This is a genomic window from Bradyrhizobium tropiciagri (assembly GCF_018130545.1).
In the GTDB taxonomy this organism is placed as follows: domain Bacteria; phylum Pseudomonadota; class Alphaproteobacteria; order Rhizobiales; family Xanthobacteraceae; genus Bradyrhizobium; species Bradyrhizobium tropiciagri_A.
This window is the reverse complement of record NZ_JAFCKF010000006.1, coordinates 352,594-369,458: the sequence shown is the minus strand read 5'-3', so window position 1 is coordinate 369,458 and position 16,865 is coordinate 352,594. Positions and strand designations below refer to the sequence as shown.

Sequence of the window (16,865 nt, the reverse complement as noted above, 5' to 3'; positions counted from 1 at the left end):
ATTCAGCTTTGTCCGCGTGCTGCGGCCTTACGCCTCATCCTCTCAATCAGGACGCGGCGCCCGCCATTGCGCGACGAACCACGGGGCGTTCGGCCGCAGGCTGGACACGCCCGCCGATCATCTGGGCGACCTTCTCGCTCTGCACCGGCGGGCTGAAGTGGAAGCCCTGCACTTCGACGCAGGCGTCGGCGCGCAAGATGTCGAACTGCTCCCTGGTTTCGACGCCTTCGGCGGTCGTCGTCTTGCCGAGGCTGACCGCAAAGCGAACGATCGCGCGCGCGATCCGGCGCGACTCGTCGGTTGCGCTCGCGAGTTCGGACACGAAGCTGCGGTCGATCTTGACCTTGTCGAATGGAAACTTCTGCAAGAAGCTCAGCGACGAGTAGCCGGTACCGAAATCGTCGAGCGCAATCCGCACCCCGAGATCGTGCAGCTGGCTGAGCGCCGCGAACACCGCTTCGCTGTCCTGGATGATGGCGGTTTCGGTGACTTCGAGCTCGAGCCTGTCGGGCGATATTCCCGCGCTCGCCAGCGCGTGGACGATCACCGGGACCAGCTCCGGGCTCCTGAACTGCACCGGCGACAGATTGATCGCGATCTTCAGATGATCGGGCCATTTGGCGGCTTCCGCGCACGCGGTGCGCAGCACCCATTCGCCAAGCGGCACGATCAGGCCGGTCTCTTCCGCCAGCGGAATGAACTGCACCGGCGACACCATGCCGCGCTGCGGGTGATGCCATCGCAAGAGCGCCTCGAAGCCGCAGGTCTCCCCGCTCGCGACATGGATGAACGGCTGATAGTGCAACTCGAACTCGCCGTTGGCGAGCGCACTGCGCATGTCGCGCTCGAGGCTGCGCCGGGCCTGCAGCAGCCGATCGAGCTCCGGCTCGAAGAAGCGGAACGAGCCGCGTCCGCTGCTCTTGGCCGAATAGAGCGCAAGGTCGGCGCTGCGCAGGACCTCATCCGAATCGGTGCCGTCGCGCGGCGCGATCGCAATCCCGATGCTGGTCGTGGTGGTCGCCCGATGATGGCCGAGATCGATCGGCTCGCTGAGCGCCTTTCTGATCTTCTCCGCGAGCAAGCCCGCTTCCGTAACCGGATCGATGACATAGTCGATCACCGCGAACTCGTCGCCGCCGAGCCGCGCGACCAGCGTGGTGTCGCTGACGCACCGGCGAAGCCGCGCTGCCACCGACTTCAGCAGCGCATCGCCAGCCGGATGTCCCAGCGTGTCGTTGACGTCCTTGAAACGATCGAGATCGAGCATCAGCACCGCAAGGCTCGGCCCACCGCACCGCGCGCCGGAGAGCGCCTGCTCCATCCACTCCTTGAGCAACACGCGATTCGGTAAGTCCGTCAGTGCGTCGTGTTGCGCCATATGGGTGATCTTGGCCTCGGCGCGCCGCTGCTCGGTGACGTCGCGATGGGTCGCCACCCAGCCGCCGCCGGGCATCGGCTGTCGGGTTACGCAGATCAACCGACCGTCGGAGAGCTCGTCGACCCGGCTGCTGATCTCGCCGGCCGGCAGCGCATTCAGTGTCGCGAGCACTTGCGTTGCCGCGCGGTCGCTGGTCTCGCCCTTGAGGATACCGTTGGCGATGCGATGCGTGATGATCGCGCGATGCGCCGTGCCCGGCAGCAGCAGCTCAGCCGGCAGCCGGTACATCTTGGCATAGCGCTCGTTGCACACCACGAGGCGTTTCTCCGCATCGAACATGCAGAGGCCCTCGCCCATGTGGTTGATCGCCGTATCCAGCCGCAGCCGCTGTTCCTCCAGCTCCTTCTGCGATGCCTCGACCTGCTGACGCGCCAGCGACAATTGGCTGATGATCTCCTCGAAGCGGCGGGTGCGAAGCGCGAGGCGCCGGTCCGCGAGCACGCCGACCAGACTCATCCCGAGCACCGAGAGCGCGACGCCGGCGATCACGATGGCGAGGAAGGCAGGCGAGAGCGACAGCGCCGCCGGCGTCTGCAGCGGATCCGGAACGATCTCGACCGCGCCCATCGCGGTGAAGTGATGCGAGACGATCGCAAGCGTCAGCAGCAGCGACGCGACGAGCGACATCCAACGGTCCTGATAGCGGACCGCGATCGCCAGCGCGGCATAGCCGAACAACATGCCGAGCAGGATGGACGCCGCCACGAGGTCAAGCGACCAGACCACGCGGCCCGGCACTTCCAGCGCCCACATCCCGAGATAGTGCATGCTGGCAATGCCGGCGCCGATCACCGCGCCGCCAACCGGGGCGCGCCATGGACTGGAATCGCTGGCGGCGAGGCCGAGGCCGCCGGAGGTCAGCGTCATCGCCGCGGCGAGCGACAGCGCCGTCAGGACGATGCCGTAGCCGGTCGGCACGCCCGGCTCGTAGGCGAGCATGGCGATGAAATGCGTTGCCCAGATGCCGTAGCCGATCGCCGCGCCCGCGATTGCGATCCAGATCAGCCGCGTCCGCGCTTGCGACGCGATCGCGCGGTGGAAGATGTTGACGGCAACGATGCTGGCAACGAAACAGACCAGTCCGGCGAGCAGAACGAGCCGCCAGTCATGCTCACCTGAAAGACACGTCAGAACACGAAACATGCGCCGGTCCATGGTTTTCCGCACGAACAGGCTAGGCCGATTGAGTTGTCTTCTCGATAATTTTCTGCAACTTTCGGTGGCATGGTTATCCGCGCGTAAGCCGATTCCGCACGGAAATTGATGGCTCCATAAATTTTGCCGACGCTCTGCAATGGCGCGGACTTATTCTGCCTTTGGCTTAAGCCTTACACGCCGGCGTTTACTTGCTGGCAGCAACCCATTAGGCGGCCGACCGCCGCTGCGCAGACGCTTGCTTCAACCAATCCGCCCATGACCGTGTGCCGCGGACCCCTTGGCTCACGACGAAGCCCATTCCGCGTGCAGCCCGATCCGACAGCGGTACGGGCAGGATCGCACGGCGCAGGCTGCGTGCGGCCTGAAACTGCCGGGCGATCTCGATCAGGCTGAGCTCGTCAGGTCCGCCGATCTCGGCGCGCATGCCTCGTCCTCCGTCGAAGGCGCATCTGACGAGATAGTCCGCAACGTCCGGCGTATCGACCGGATTGAATGTCGCACGAGGTATCGGCCACACCGGGAGAGCGGACATGCCTGCCAGCAGATCCCAAAGGAGATAGTGGAACGGCATGGCGCGAACCACCGACCATGGAACGCGCGACTGCCGGACCAACTGCTCTCCCGCAAGCTTGACGCGTGCATAGGGCAGTGTCGCTTCGTCGAGCCCGACGATCGAGACGTGAAGCAAATGCTGCACGCCGGCGTCGTGGCTGAAGGCGAGCAACCGCGCGGTCCCCTCGACATCCACCGCCGATGGTGACTTGAAGAAGTCGATCGGCCTGAAGCCACCGCGTCGAACGATCGGCGAATCCGTTGCGGCATTGATCACGATCTGCACGCCGTTCAGGGCGGTACGCAAGCCTTGCCCGGTGGCGAGATCGCCGATCGCCCACTCGACATCGGTCCGTGCCTGCCGCGACCTGGCAAAGACACGCACCGGGTGCCCTGCCTGGACGAGGTGATCGACGAGATCGCGACCGAGATGGCCCGTCCCGCCAGTGACGAGAACGAGAGACATATTCAAGCTCCAATGTTGACCGGTCAGCCGGCGAGCGGAATCAGCACCGTCTCGCCGGTCGCAACCAGCACCGCTTCGCCCTGCTCGTTCTCGGCAAAGAGTTCCGAACGGGCGAAGACCTGCCGGCGGCCGGCGCGCAGCAATGCGCCCTTGGCGGTGAAGCTGCGGCCCACCGCTGGCTTCAGGCAATTCATCGAGAAATGCGATGCGGTGACCGAGCCCACGATCGACGCGGCGGCAAATCCGCAAGCCGTATCGAGCAGTGCCGCGATCATGCCGGCGTGCAGGTGACCGGCATATTGGGTGAGATCGTCACGCCAGGCCATGCGAAGCACGACTTCGCCGGCACCAGCGGAGACCACCTCGAAGCCGGCAAGCCGGTTGAACGCCGCCGACGCATTCGTCGCGACGAGACGATCCAGATCGAATCCCTGGCCGGTGCTCATGCAAAGCTCCATTGCGGGGCGCGTCGCTCGAGATTCGCCCTGACCGCCTCGACGTGGTTGGGCGTGCCGAGCAGCAGTGCCTGCTCGGCCGTTTCGGCCGCGAGCGCGGTTGCCGCGTCGCGATCGGCGGCGAGATTGAGCAGCCGCTTGGCGGACCGGATCGCGTCCGGGCTGCGGTCCGCGATCGCACGCGCCGTCTCAAGCGCAGCGACGCGCGGGTCTTCGACGATCCGGGTCGCGAAGCCGTAGCCGAGCGCTTCGTCGGCGGAGAACACCCGCGCGGTGTAGGTCAGCTCGCGGACCACGTCCTCGCGCGCGAGATGGCGCATCAGTTGCGTGCCGGCCATGTCGGGCACCAATCCCCATTTCGCTTCGATGACGGCAAGGCGCGTGCGCGGCGCGAGATATCTGATGTCGGCACCGAGCATCAGCTGGAAGCCGCCGCCGAACGCGATGCCGTGGACGGCGGCGATCACCGGCACCGGCAGCTCGCGCCAAAGCCACACCAGATGCTGCGCGAGATTGGCAATGCCATGGGTCCGCTGGCCGAGATCGGCAAAGGGCAGGATGGATTCGCCCTCGGTCGTTGCGATCAACCGCTCCATGTCGAGGCCGGCGCAGAAGCCCTGGCCTTCGCCCGACAACACCACGGCGCGGACCTTCGGGTTGGCCGCGAGCTGTGCGCCGACGTCGGCGATCGCCGTGAACATGTCGGGATCGAGCGCATTGAGCTTGTCCGGGCGGTTGAGCCTGATGTCCGCGACGCCGTTGGCGATGCTCAGGCTGACACGATCGGTCGTCATGGCGGCGCTCGCTAGTAACCGGCAGCGGCGAGCGCCACCACGGCGCTCATCGCCATCCAGCCGATGTGGCGGAAGCGGGTCGCGATCGCATTCGCCAGCGCAGCGAAGCCGAACACGACTGCGAGCGTCGCCACGATCCAGTGCCGCGCGGCATCGGAGGCCATCGCCGGTGCGGCGATCAGCAGCACGCCGCCGCCGATCCAGGCGACGGTGCCGGCCTGGTAGACCAGGCGAAGCAGCAGGCGCAGCCGCGGCGGCTCGACGGTGGCCCGCGCGAAGATTTTGGTCTCGCCAAGAATGCCATGGATCAGGCTGACCAGGATGGCGATGAGCCCGGCGCCTTGCAGCAGAAGATCACGCATCGCGAAGTCTCCATACAGTACTGTATGGATGAGACACCCGCCGCTGGCGCCTGTCAATACACTTGTGTATGGTCGTCGCGGACGGGGAACCATGACGGAACAACTCTCAGCCAGGGACTGGCTCGACCAGGGCCTGAAGACGCTGGCGCGGCGCGGCTTCACGGCGCTGAAGGCCGAGCCGCTGGCCAAGGCCATGGGCGTCTCACGCGGCAGCTTCTACTGGCATTTCGCCGATATCGGCGCCTACCGCGCGGCGATCCTGACCCATTGGCGCGCGATCGCTGCCGAGCAGGTGATCGCCGAGCTCGAGACCATTCCGAAGGGCGGCGATGCGCTGGCGCTGCTGCTGCGCCGGACCTTTTCCGCGCGGCTGGGGCTGGAGCGCGCGGTGCGCAGCTGGGCCACCGCCGATGCCGCGGCGCGCGCAGCCGTGCTCGAGGTCGACCAGCGCCGGATCGGCTATATCGAGACCCTGCTCCGGCAGGCCGGTTTCCCCGACGACGTGGCGCGCGGCCGGGCACAGATCTTCTATTGGGCCTTCATCGGCTACGCGCTATCCGAGCAGACGCTGCCGAAAGCACGGCAGCAGGCCGCGATCGACGAGCTGCTGCGCATCGCCAGGCGCTGACAGCGCACGCCGGGATGTGCTACAGGACGGCGAGCCGGAGACCACAATGAATTCCTCGCCCGATCATCTCGACAGCACCGCCGATCCGAAGCTGCTCGAAATCCTGGTGTGCCCGATCACCAAGGGGCCGCTGGAATTCGACGCCGCGCGGCAGGAGCTGATCTCACGCTCCGCCAGGCTCGCCTATCCGATCCGCGACGGCATCCCGATCATGCTGCCGGAAGAGGCCCGCAAGATCGACTAGAGCATGATCCGGAAAAGTGTGAAGCGGTTTTCCGAAAAGTTCATGCTCCAATAAAAGGACTACATGCGCGCCCTCGTCACATGGCTGCTGCTGCTCGTCTCGCTGGGGAGTGCGGCAGCCGACGAGAGCAGACTGCGCATCGGCCCGATTGACGCGGTGCTGACGGTCCCGCCCGATGCCGCAAAGCCGCCGGTGGCGCTCTTGATCGCCGGCTCCGGCTCGACCGATCATGACGGCAACGGGCCGCAGCTCAAGCCGGCGACGCTGAAGAAGCTTTCCGAGCAACTGGTCGCGCGCGGCATCGCGACGCTGCGTTACGACAAGCGCGGCGCCGGCGAGTGGAAGAAGGAGTTCGGCCGTCCCGAGGAATTTCGCTTCAAGGACTTCGTCGGCGACGCCGTGGCGCTGATCGACTATCTGCGCGGCAGCGGCAGGTTCGCGCATGTCGCGGTGGTCGGGCACAGCGAAGGCGGTCTGGTCGCGATCCTCGCCGCGCAGCGCGTGCCGATAGACCGGCTGGTGCTGCTCGCAACGGCGGCGCGCAAGCAGGGCGACCTGTTGAAGGCGCAACTCGAGAAGCAGCTGCCGCCGGACAAATTCGCGCCGATCGGCAAGGCCATTGACGACATCATGGCCGGGCAGATCGTCGACCCGCCGCCGGCCGGGCTTGCGATCTCGCCTGCGCTGCAGCCCGCCATCGCATCCGCCTTTACCGAGGATCCGATCGAACCGATGCGTAAGATCACCGGGCCGACGCTCATCATCGCAGGCGGCCGCGACCATCAACTGGCGCGGCTCGACTTCCTCGCGCTCACCACCGCCGACATTGCCGCCAAATCCTTGTGGCTGCCGGACATGAATCACGTGCTGGTCGACGTCACCGACGCGGCGGACGATGTGGCGAGCTACAATGAGCCGGAGCGACAGCTGGATCCCGATCTGATCGACGCAGTTGCGGCTTTCATTGCACCGAAATGAGAGTATCCGCGGGCTACGAGCTACAACGCCTCGCCCTTCAACAGCCGCGGCACTTCGCCTGACAACCCTGCCGCCTGGCGGATGAACATGCTCTTCAGCGGCGGCGCGCGATCGACCAGGCCCAATCCGATATCGCGCACGGTGCGTAGCAGTGTCGATTCGTTGGAGAACAGGAAGTTCAGCGAGTTGGTCGCGACGCCCATCGCCATGGTGTCGAAGCGCCGCCAGCGCTGGTAGCGCTCGAGCACGTCGGCCTGTCCGAGATCCATGCCGAGCCGCGCCGCATCGACCACGACCTCGGCCAATGCTGCGACATCCTTCAGGCCCATATTGAGCCCCTGCCCCGCGATCGGATGAATCACATGCGCGGCGTCGCCGATCAATGCCAGGCGTTCGGCGATGAACGAGCGCGCGACGAAATAGCCGAGCGGGAACGCGCGCGGCTTGTCGAGCGCCTTGATCTCGCCGAGATGCAGACCGAATCGCTGCTCGAGCTCGGCATGGAATTCCTCATCGCTCAACGCGATGATGCGCGCGGCGTCCTTGCGTGTCTCGGTCCACACCAGCGACGAGCGATTGCCGGTCAGCGGCAGGATCGCGAACGGACCTGCGGGCAGGAAATGCTCCTCGGCGCGGCCGTGATGCGCGCGCTCATGCCCGACCGTGACCACGATGCCGGATTGATCATAGTCCCAGCCATGGGTCGCAATCCCTGCGCGCTCGCGCAGTTTCGAGCGGGCGCCGTCGGCGGCGACCAGCAGGCTCGCATCGATCTCGGTGCCGTCAGCCAACGTGACGCTGACGCCGTCGGGCCGCGAGACGAAGCTCGACACCGGGGTGGCGCGCAGCTCGACGCCCTCGGCCTCGGCGCGCGCGGCGAGCGCATCGATCAGATAGCGGTTCTCGACCATATGGGCGAACGGCTCGCCGGGCTCGACATTGCCGCCAAAGGTGAGGAACACCGGGCGCGTGGCGTCCTCCAGCTTGGAGTCGGTCACCACCATGTCGGTGATCGCCTGCGCGGTCGGCGCGACCTGGCCCCAGACGCCCAACGTCTCGAACAGCCGCCGGCAGGCCGCCACGATGGCAGTGGCGCGCGGATCGCGGCTCGGACGTTGGCTCAGCGCCGGATCGGCCACGATGACCGGGATGTCCGGCCCAAGTCCCTGGCGCAACGCCACGGCCAGCGCCAGCCCTGCAAATGCGCCCCCGCAGATCACGATACTTCGTTGTGCCGGCATGCCTTTTCCTTACGCGCCTGACGCCATCAGACTGTGCTTGCTACCTGATAATAGCTGGGCGAAACAGGGGGCAGAAACAAGGCCCTCGACCTGAACGAACGTCATTCCGGGGCGCGCGCAGCGCGAGCCCGGAATCCATTGGGCCACATAATCCGTAGATGAATGGATTCCGGGTTCTCGCTTACGCGAGCCCCGGAATGACGCTGAAGGCAACGAAGAAAGCCCGCGATGTCCAAGAGCCTGATCGACCTGCTGTCCATCCTCGATCTCGAGCAGCTCGAGGTGAACTTGTTCCGCGGCAACAGCCCGAAGACGAGCTGGCAGCGCGTGTTCGGCGGCCAGGTGATCGGCCAGGCGATGGTGGCGGCCTGCCGCACCGTCGACGGCCGCCTGCCGCACTCGATCCATTGCTATTTCATCCTGCCCGGCGATCCGCAGATCCCGATCATCTATCAGGTCGAGCGGCTGCGCGACGGCAAGAGCTACTCGACCCGCCGCGTCACCGCGATCCAGCACGGCAACGCGATCTTCTCCATCATGGTCTCGTTCCATGCCGATGAAGCGACGAACTTCAATCATCAGGAGAAGATGCCCGACGTGCCGCCGCCGGAGAAGCTGACCGCGGAGGAAGTGTCGAAGCAGCCGATGTTCAAGGAGATGCCGGAGTTCATCCGCCGCTACTACGAGAGCGACCGGCCGATCGAGCTGCGCCCGGTCGAGCTCGGCCGCTATTTCGGCCAGAAGATCGACGACGGCCGCATCCATGTCTGGATCCGCACCGCGGCCAAGCTGCCCGACGATCCGGCGCTGCATCTGTGCGCACTGGCCTATGCCTCGGATTTCTCGCTGCTCGACGCAGTCATGGCGCGCTACGGCCGCACGCTGTTCGACAAGCGGATGATGCCGGCGAGCCTCGATCACGCGATGTGGTTTCACCGTCCGTTCCGCGCCGACGAATGGCTGCTCTACGCGCAGGATTCGCCGAGCGCGCAGTCAGGCCGTGGCCTGACCCGCGGTCTGATCTTCAAGCCCGACGGCACGCTGGTGGCATCCGTCGCGCAAGAAGGCTCGGTGCGCGAACGCAAATAGCAATCGCGTCACGCCGGTGCGCTCAGTCGCGCCCGGTCTCGCGCGGCAGCAGCGCGATCCTGAAGTCGCTGTATTTCTTGTCCAGCGCCTTCCGCAGGCAGACAATCGACCAGATCAGGCCGGCAACGGCGCCAACCAGGCTGGTCGTGGTTTGCAGCAGGGTTCTCGGCGCACCGAACGTACCCAGCACAAGGCCGATGATGAACCCGAGCACCCCACCGATCAGGATCGATCCGAGAAACGACCGCCAGACAAACAGCCAGTAGATCCTCAGCAATCTCCCAAGCGTGACGTCCAGCTCCTGGATTTTTCCCGCCGCCAGCGTTTGCCCCTGCGGCGCGGCGCTGTTGGCGAATGATGGATCGAGCCCGGCCTCGCCCTGGGCGAAGGAATTCACTGGCCGCTGCGCGTTGGTCAGAAGACGCGGAACGTCGCCGGCTTTGCTCCAGCCCGCCATTCCTTCGCTCCAGACCAGCGTATCCGCGGTCACCTTTCGCCTGGCGATGAGGTCGCGAAACTCGGCATCTGAGCACGGACCCTTCTGCTGGCCGTCGGATCCGTAGAACCAGGCCCTGTCGAACATGTCGGTGCCTCAAGGCGGACGCTATGGCGGGACATAACTGGCGGAGCGGGTGGCCGGCATCGTTGATGCGGCGTCCCTCTCCCCGCAGCAACGGGGAGAGGGAACGCCGCGCGGTGCTTACGCGTTCGCGATGGCGCCGCGCTCGGTCAGCGCGAATTGCGAGATGATCCAGTTGCCGTACCAGCGCAGCACCCACGGAATCGGGATCAGGAAGCTGCAGCCGACCGTGAACACGATGGTCCGCCACAGCACCTCGAGCCCGGTCGCATTGAAGCTGACCTCGCGGCGCGTGCCTTCGATGTTGCGGCAGATCCAGCGCATCCATGCGGTCAGCACCCAGGCCCAGCCGATGATGGTGATGGCCGAGATCACCATCGCCACATACCAGCCGACATAGGCGAGCGGACTGCCGCTGAACGAGACCGGCAGGTCCTGGCCGCGCGAGGAGAGATGGCCGATGATCCAGCGAACGATCATCCAGCTCAGGAAGCCTTGCAACAGCAGCGACAGCAGCGTGACGATGCTGCTGTTGGCCGCGCCGGCATAGGTCAGAAGACCGAGCACGATGAAGGCGTACCAGATGTCGAGCGGCTGCCCGGTGAAGGCGAGATGCGGCCGGCCCGGCACGCGGATATAGGGAATCGCAAATCGATACAGCCCGGTCGCGGTCCACGGCGCGGGGATGACGAAGATCTCGCCGATGAACATCAGCAGGCTGCGGCCGAACAGGCCCCAGATCGGAAAGTCGGCCGACAGCGCGCCGCCGCTATAGTCCCCGGATGCTGTCACCTGCGATGCTGCCACCTGCGGCGCTCCGCCGGCCTGCGGGAATGCCGGCGGCGGCGCGGCAACGGCGGCACTCGGGACGAGACCCGGAATCTCCCCGGCCTTCTGCCAACCGGCCATGCCCTCGGTCCACACCAGGGTATCGGCCCCCACCATGCCACGGGTGATCAGGTCGCGGAGCTGGGCTTCAGGCAGGGGGCCCTTTTGCTGGCCTTCGGATGCATAAAACCAGTTTCGGTTGGACATTTTCTTGGTTCCTCGGGGCGCGGGTGCACGCGCTGTGGCGAGAACGAGCCAGCGGGAGGCGCTGGCCGGGGCGGGAAAGCCATATTCTGGCCGACGGTTGTCGTCCCGTACAGTGACGGAGTTCACCCGCTGCGCACGTTTTCCCCTTCAACCTGCAACTTTTTTATGCCATTTGCCCAGAAAGCTGCCAGATTTGGCGGGCGCGAAATGCCGGCGACGGCAAATTGCCGCGCCGGGGACAGGCGCACGCGGAAAACCTCAAGGGAATGAAGGCCTGAACCATGAAACTCGTCGTCGCGATCATCAAACCGTTCAAGCTCGATGAGGTGCGCCAGGCGCTGACTGCGATCGGCGTCCACGGCATGACGGTGACCGAGGTGAAGGGCTATGGCCGCCAGAAGGGCCACACCGAGATCTATCGCGGCGCCGAATATGTCGTGAACTTCCTGCCCAAGCTCCGGATCGAGATCGCCGTCGATTCCAACCTCGCCGAGCAGGCGGTCAGCGTCATCACCCAGCACGCCCGCACCGGCCAGATCGGCGACGGCAAGATCTTCGTGACGCCGATCGACCACGCCTTGCGCATCCGCACCGGCGAGACCGACAACGACGCGCTCTGAGATTTATCGAGATCGTCGCCGGCAACGACGCCGACGCACGCCAAACATCCACACCAAGAAACGACCATACGCCGGGGAATGATGATGGGGGCACGGGCTCTTCGTGCAGCGATATCAGCTGCGCCGATCACTGCTGCAATGCTGCTGGCGTGGGGCACGCCGGCGTCAGCGCAGGATTCTGCAGCCAATCCCGGCATCAACGCCGCCGACACCGCCTGGATGATCGTCGCCACCGCGCTGGTGCTGATGATGACGATCCCGGGGCTCGCGCTGTTCTATTCCGGCATGGTGCGCAAGAAGAACGTGCTCGCGACGATGGCGCAGAGCCTCACGGCGGTCGCGATCATTTCGATTCTGTGGGTCGCGTTCGGCTATTCGCTGACATTCGTCGGCAATGGCCCGTGGCTCGGCTCGCTCGACAGCTGGTTCCTGGCCGGCATCACGATGGACAGCGTCAACCCGGCGGCGAAGACCATCCCGGAAGCGCTGTTCATGCTGTACCAGATGACGTTTGCGATCATCACGGTGGCGCTGGTCGCAGGCTCGGTCGCCGACCGCATGCGGTTCTCCGCCTATGTGCTGTTCTCGATCGGCTGGTTCATCTTCGCCTATGTGCCGCTGGCGCATTGGGTGTGGGGCGGCGGCTTCCTTGCCCAGGCGGGCGTACTGGATTTCGCCGGTGGCCTCGTCGTGCATCTCTCCGCCGGGATCAGCGGCCTGGTCGCGGCCAAGGTGATGGGCAACCGGCACGGCTATGGCCATGATAATTTGTCGCCGTTCGACCTGTCGCTCGCCGTGGTCGGCACCGGCCTGCTTTGGGTCGGCTGGTTCGGCTTCAACGGCGGCTCGGCACTCGCGGCCAATTCGCGTGCGGTGTTGGCGATCACCGCCACCCATCTCGCAGCCTGCGCCGGCGCACTGACCTGGGGCGCGATCGAATGGGCGACGCGGCGCAAGCCGTCGGTGCTCGGCATGATCTCGGGTGCGGTCGCAGGGCTTGGTACCATCACCCCGGCATCCGGTTTCGTGGCGCCGTGGCACGGCATCATCATCGGCATCATTGCCGGCCTGGTCTGCTTCTGGGCCTGCACCTGGCTGAAGCATCGCTTCCAGTATGACGATTCGCTCGACGTGTTCGGCGTCCACGGCATCGGCGGCCTGACCGGCACGCTGCTGGCGGGCATTTTCGCCACCGCGGCGATCGGCGGCACCTCAGGCCTGCTCGAGGGCAATCCGCAGCAGCTCCTGATCCAGCTCTATGGCGTCGCCACCACGCTGGTCTGGTGCGGCGGCGTCACCTTCGTGCTGCTCAAGCTGGTCTCTGCCTTCGTCCCGTTGCGGGTCTCGATGCAGCAGGAGCTGGAAGGCCTCGACATCTCGCAGCACGGCGAGGCGCTGCAATAGCAGTCGGGCTCGACTCATGGGGCGCCGCGGGGCCGAACTCGCAAAACAACCCCATGCAAAGTACCCGCATGCCGCGGTGCCGCGCTGCACGGCACGCGGATAGTTCAGGCTTGCGCGACACATAAGTGTATGCTTATGTGTCGGCATGATCGAAGCTGACATCTTCAAGGCGCTGGCCGATCCGACCCGCCGCAAGGTCTTTGAGAAGCTCGCCGGCGGCAGCCTGAACGCCAGCGCCTTGCGCGACGGATTGGAGATCAGCCAGCCGGCGATGTCGCAGCATCTGGCCGTGCTGCGCGCGGCCGGGCTGGTGCGCGAGCAGCGGCAGGGCCGGTTCGTGAACTACGAAGTCGACCCGGACGGCATCGCCAGCATCGGGACCTGGCTCGCCCGCTACCGCGCCTATTGGCCGAAGCGCATTGAAGCCCTCGCCGACCTGCTGAAGGACATGGATCAATGAGCGACGCAGCAAAGCCTGATCACGCCGACGCAGCTCTGGTGATGGAATATGAGCTCGATGCGCCGCCCGAGAAAGTCTGGCGCGCCGTCACCATTCCGGCGCTGCGCGAACGCTGGCTGCCGGATTCCGATCTCGCCGGCGCCGAGCCTGAATCGACAATCACAGGCGAAGAGGTGCGTTACCGGCTGCGCGAGTCGGAGCCGCCGTTTCGCGAAAGCCATGTCACCTTCCGGATCGAGCCGAACGAAGCGGGCGGCACAACGTTTCGCATCATCCAGGAAGCCTGCGACATCGGGGAAAACCAGCCGCGCGCGGCCAACAGCAACGACCGCCCCCTGATGCGCGCGGCCTGATCCCAGGCGTCATCACCCGCTGAACGTCATCACCTGCAGACATGGAGGTCGCCGATGCGCGACATGATGCAACTCGTCCCCATGGTCGTCGAACAGTCGACCCGCGGCGAACGCTCCTTCGACATCTATTCGAGGCTGCTGCGTGAGCGCATCATCTTCCTGAACGGCGAGGTCAATGATGCGATGTCCGGACTGGTCTGCGCCCAGCTGCTGTTCCTCGAGGCCGAGAATCCGCACAAGCCGATCAACCTCTACATCAACTCCTATGGCGGCGTGATTACCAGCGGGCTGGCGATGTACGACACCATGCAGTTCATCAAGGCACCGGTGCATACGCTCTGCATGGGCACCGCGCGCTCGATGGGATCGTTCCTGTTGATGGCCGGCGAGCCCGGTCACCGCGCCGCGCTGCCCAATGCCAGCCTCCACGTGCATCAGCCGCTCGGCGGCTTCCAGGGCCAGGCGTCCGACATCCTGATCCACGCCACCGAGATGCAGGAGACCAAGCGGCGCATCACCCGGCTCTATGCGCAGCATTGCAGGCGCACCGAGGCGGACGTGGAGCGGACGCTGGACCGCGATCACTTCATGTCGGCGCAGCAGGCGCTCGAATGGGGACTAATCGACAAGGTGTTTGCGGGACGCGACGCCGCCGCCTAATCCCCCGGCACCGCCCTACTTAAATACCTGCGCCTGCATCGCCGCTGAGCAGAATTGTGTCCGGAGCCTGTCTTGCTCACGAATTGAGCCAGTCTGACTAGAATTTAGGCGCGACGGAATAGCGCAGGGGCATCTCGCTCCCGCAATGCGGGAAAATATCCGGATTCATAATCCATTAGCGAACTCCGGCCGGTTGGCACGGCATTTGATTCTAAGGGTCCCGGCTGTGCCCGCGTAGTGGAAGTCCTCCGCGTGGTGAACCTCAGTCGAAGCACCCGGCGTTCGTTCGCGCCGGGCCCAAGCGGGGATAGGACTCATGAAAATTGTTATGGCGATCATTAAGCCATTCAAGCTGGAAGAGGTCCGTGACGCCCTGACCGCCATTGGCGTTCACGGTCTCACGGTGACGGAAGTCAAAGGCTACGGCCGTCAGAAGGGCCACACGGAAATCTATCGCGGCGCCGAATATGCTGTGAGCTTCCTGCCCAAGATCAAGATCGAAGTCGCAGTCAACTCCGATCAGGTCGACAAGACCATCGACGCCATCACCTCCGCCGCCAAGACCGGACAGATCGGTGACGGCAAGATTTTCGTCATCAGCCTCGAGCACGCCGTGCGCATCCGCACCGGCGAGGCCGATGCCGCGGCCCTCTGATTTCGCGCTCAAACCATAAGACCTCAGGAGTGAAATAACATGACGTTCAAGCGTCCCTATGGCGCGGGACTGGCGGCCCTTGCAGTCGGCCTCTTCGCCGCGACCGCCGCCTACGCCGAGCCAACCGTCAACAAGGGCGACAACGCCTGGATGCTGACCTCGACGGTGCTGGTGCTGTTGATGACCATCCCGGGCCTCGCACTGTTCTATGGCGGCCTGGTCCGCTCCAAGAACATGCTCTCGGTGCTGGCGCAGGTGTTCTACACGGTCTGCCTCGTCACCGTGCTCTGGGCTCTCTACGGCTACAGCCTTGCCTTCACCGGCGGCTCCGACTTCATCGGTGGCTTCTCCAAGGCCTTCCTGATGGGTGTCACCCCCGACTCGAAGGCAGCGACCTTCTCGGTCGACGCCAACATCTCGGAGCTCGTCTATATGTGCTTCCAGATGACCTTCGCGGCGATCACGCCCGCCCTCATCGTCGGCGCCTTCGCCGAACGCATGAAGTTCGCGGCGGTCGCGCTGTTCGTCCCGCTCTGGGTGACGCTGATCTACTTCCCGATCGCGCACATGGTCTGGTACTGGCCGGGCCCGGACGCGATCCAGGATGCCGCCAAGGCGCTCGCCGCTGCGGCTGACGGTGCGGCGAAGACCGCGGCGCAGGCCAAGCTCGACGAGATCAACGCCGATGCCGGCTGGATCTTCAAGAAGGGTGCGATCGACTTCGCCGGCGGCACCGTCGTGCACATCAACGCGGGCATCGCCGGCCTCGTCGGCGCGCTGCTGATCGGCAAGCGCACCGGCTACGGCAAGGAGCTGATGGCTCCGCACTCGCTGACCATGACCATGATCGGCGCCTCGCTGCTCTGGGTCGGCTGGTTCGGCTTCAACGCTGGTTCGAACCTCGAAGCCAATGGCGGCGCTGCGCTCGCCATGACCAACTCCTTCGTGGCGACGGCCGCGGCGGCGCTGGCCTGGATGTTCGCGGAATGGATCATCAAGGGCCATCCCTCGCTGCTCGGCGCGCTCTCGGGCGCGGTCGCGGGCCTCGTCGCGGTGACGCCGGCGGCCGGCTATGCCGGTCCGATGGGCGCCATCGTGCTCGGCCTCGTGGTCGGCGTGGTCTGCCTGTTCTTCTGCACCGTCGTGAAGAACGCGCTCGGCTATGACGACTCGCTCGACGTGTTCGGCGTCCACTGCGTCGGCGGCATCGTCGGCGCGCTCGGCACCGGCATCCTGGTCAACCCGGCGCTCGGTGGCGCTGGCATCATCGACTACACCGCGATCCCGCCGAAGGTTGCCGATTACGACTTCGCGGCGCAGATGATTTCGCAGTGCTGGGGCGTCTGCACCACGCTGGTGTGGTCGGGCATCGGTTCGGCGATCCTCTACAAGATCGTCGACGTGATCGTCGGCCTGCGTGCCAACGTCGAGAGCGAGCGTGAAGGCCTCGACATCACCGAGCACACGGAGCGCGCCTACAACATGTAAGTTCTCCCGGGACTCTGGCTCCCTCCGGGGTCGGGTCCAGAACTACGGTCCGGGCACATACCCGGCAATGTCCGGACCGTTGAGGGGCTCCAGCGCAAGTTGGAGCCCCTTTCTTTTTCTCTCGCTTGAGAAAATAATGTCGGAATGGCCTGCCATTGTGGAATGACAGGCTACAAACAACGAAACCGATAACAAAAACGGGAGG

19 protein-coding genes are annotated in these 16,865 nt (G+C 65.3%); 11 read left to right on the top strand and 8 right to left on the bottom strand.

The window, feature by feature from the left end; genetic code table 11:
• Positions 1–46: 46 nt before the first annotated feature.
• The 5 genes from JQ616_RS26890 to JQ616_RS26870 all read right to left on the bottom strand — a co-directional run bounded on the left by JQ616_RS26890 (position 47) and on the right by JQ616_RS26870 (position 5,225).
• On the bottom strand, positions 47–2,581 hold the full coding sequence (locus tag JQ616_RS26890) for a bifunctional diguanylate cyclase/phosphodiesterase (RefSeq protein ID WP_212019769.1): 2,535 nt from the start codon (positions 2,579–2,581) through the stop codon (positions 47–49).
• 220 nt (positions 2,582–2,801) lie between these two features.
• Positions 2,802–3,614 (bottom strand): SDR family oxidoreductase, encoded by an 813-nt coding sequence (locus JQ616_RS26885; protein ID WP_212019767.1) that lies wholly within the window; start codon positions 3,612–3,614, stop codon positions 2,802–2,804.
• Positions 3,615–3,637: 23 nt separating this feature from the next.
• Entirely contained in the window at positions 3,638–4,060 is a 423-nt protein-coding gene (locus tag JQ616_RS26880) for a PaaI family thioesterase (protein ID WP_212019765.1), read from the bottom strand.
• Positions 4,057–4,863 carry a crotonase/enoyl-CoA hydratase family protein gene (locus tag JQ616_RS26875; RefSeq protein ID WP_212019763.1) on the bottom strand — a complete coding sequence of 269 codons (807 nt, stop codon included), beginning with the start codon at positions 4,861–4,863 and terminating at the stop codon, positions 4,057–4,059. Before JQ616_RS26875 ends, JQ616_RS26880 begins: the two co-directional genes overlap by 4 nt.
• Positions 4,864–4,874: 11 nt before the next feature.
• Positions 4,875–5,225, bottom strand: coding sequence for a hypothetical protein (locus JQ616_RS26870; protein ID WP_212019761.1), 351 nt, complete (start codon positions 5,223–5,225; stop codon positions 4,875–4,877).
• A gap of 91 nt (positions 5,226–5,316) precedes the next feature.
• On the opposite strand from JQ616_RS26870, the gene JQ616_RS26865 reads away from it, so the two are divergent.
• The 3 genes from JQ616_RS26865 (at position 5,317) to JQ616_RS26855 (ending at position 7,075) form a co-directional block, all read left to right on the top strand.
• A complete protein-coding gene (locus JQ616_RS26865; RefSeq protein ID WP_212019759.1) occupies positions 5,317–5,853 on the top strand; it encodes a TetR/AcrR family transcriptional regulator in 537 nt (178 codons plus the stop codon).
• Between the two features lie 46 nt (positions 5,854–5,899).
• A complete protein-coding gene (locus JQ616_RS26860; protein ID WP_212019757.1) occupies positions 5,900–6,097 on the top strand; it encodes a Trm112 family protein in 198 nt (65 codons plus the stop codon).
• 63 nt (positions 6,098–6,160) lie between these two features.
• Entirely contained in the window at positions 6,161–7,075 is a 915-nt protein-coding gene (locus JQ616_RS26855) for an alpha/beta hydrolase family protein (RefSeq protein WP_212019755.1), read from the top strand.
• 20 nt (positions 7,076–7,095) lie between these two features.
• Here the strand turns inward: JQ616_RS26855 and JQ616_RS26850 are convergent, their stop codons facing one another.
• Positions 7,096–8,316 (bottom strand): ubiquinone biosynthesis hydroxylase, encoded by a 1,221-nt coding sequence (locus JQ616_RS26850; protein WP_212019753.1) that lies wholly within the window; start codon positions 8,314–8,316, stop codon positions 7,096–7,098.
• Positions 8,317–8,544: 228 nt separating this feature from the next.
• Between JQ616_RS26850 and tesB the strand changes: the two genes are divergently transcribed.
• Complete coding sequence (tesB, locus tag JQ616_RS26845; protein WP_212019751.1) at positions 8,545–9,405, top strand: acyl-CoA thioesterase II; 861 nt, start codon at positions 8,545–8,547, stop codon at positions 9,403–9,405.
• 22 nt (positions 9,406–9,427) lie between these two features.
• On the opposite strand, the gene JQ616_RS26840 is transcribed toward tesB, so the two are convergent.
• Complete coding sequence (locus JQ616_RS26840; protein WP_212019749.1) at positions 9,428–9,988, bottom strand: DUF4339 domain-containing protein; 561 nt, start codon at positions 9,986–9,988, stop codon at positions 9,428–9,430.
• Positions 9,989–10,105: 117 nt separating this feature from the next.
• Positions 10,106–11,020: a DUF4339 domain-containing protein gene (locus JQ616_RS26835; RefSeq protein ID WP_212019747.1), complete on the bottom strand. Its 915-nt coding sequence runs from the start codon at positions 11,018–11,020 to the stop codon at positions 10,106–10,108.
• Between the two features lie 281 nt (positions 11,021–11,301).
• Here JQ616_RS26835 and JQ616_RS26830 point away from each other — a divergent pair, with 281 nt between their 5' ends.
• The 7 genes from JQ616_RS26830 to JQ616_RS26800 all read left to right on the top strand — a co-directional run bounded on the left by JQ616_RS26830 (position 11,302) and on the right by JQ616_RS26800 (position 16,660).
• Entirely contained in the window at positions 11,302–11,640 is a 339-nt protein-coding gene (locus tag JQ616_RS26830) for a P-II family nitrogen regulator (protein WP_024583102.1), read from the top strand.
• Between the two features lie 84 nt (positions 11,641–11,724).
• On the top strand, positions 11,725–13,044 hold the full coding sequence (locus tag JQ616_RS26825) for an ammonium transporter (RefSeq protein WP_212019745.1): 1,320 nt from the start codon (positions 11,725–11,727) through the stop codon (positions 13,042–13,044).
• A 145-nt stretch (positions 13,045–13,189) separates the two neighbouring features.
• On the top strand, positions 13,190–13,504 hold the full coding sequence (locus JQ616_RS26820; protein ID WP_212019742.1) for an ArsR/SmtB family transcription factor: 315 nt from the start codon (positions 13,190–13,192) through the stop codon (positions 13,502–13,504).
• Positions 13,501–13,857, top strand: a complete 357-nt coding sequence (locus JQ616_RS26815) for an SRPBCC family protein (protein WP_212019740.1) — start codon at positions 13,501–13,503, stop codon at positions 13,855–13,857. The genes JQ616_RS26820 and JQ616_RS26815 overlap by 4 nt, the downstream gene beginning before the upstream one ends.
• A 54-nt stretch (positions 13,858–13,911) precedes the next feature.
• On the top strand, positions 13,912–14,517 hold the full coding sequence (locus tag JQ616_RS26810) for an ATP-dependent Clp protease proteolytic subunit (RefSeq protein WP_212019738.1): 606 nt from the start codon (positions 13,912–13,914) through the stop codon (positions 14,515–14,517).
• Between the two features lie 316 nt (positions 14,518–14,833).
• Positions 14,834–15,172, top strand: coding sequence for a P-II family nitrogen regulator (locus JQ616_RS26805; RefSeq protein ID WP_024583097.1), 339 nt, complete (start codon positions 14,834–14,836; stop codon positions 15,170–15,172).
• 39 nt (positions 15,173–15,211) lie between these two features.
• Positions 15,212–16,660, top strand: a complete 1,449-nt coding sequence (locus JQ616_RS26800; protein WP_212019736.1) for an ammonium transporter — start codon at positions 15,212–15,214, stop codon at positions 16,658–16,660.
• The last annotated feature ends 205 nt before the right edge of the window (positions 16,661–16,865 follow it).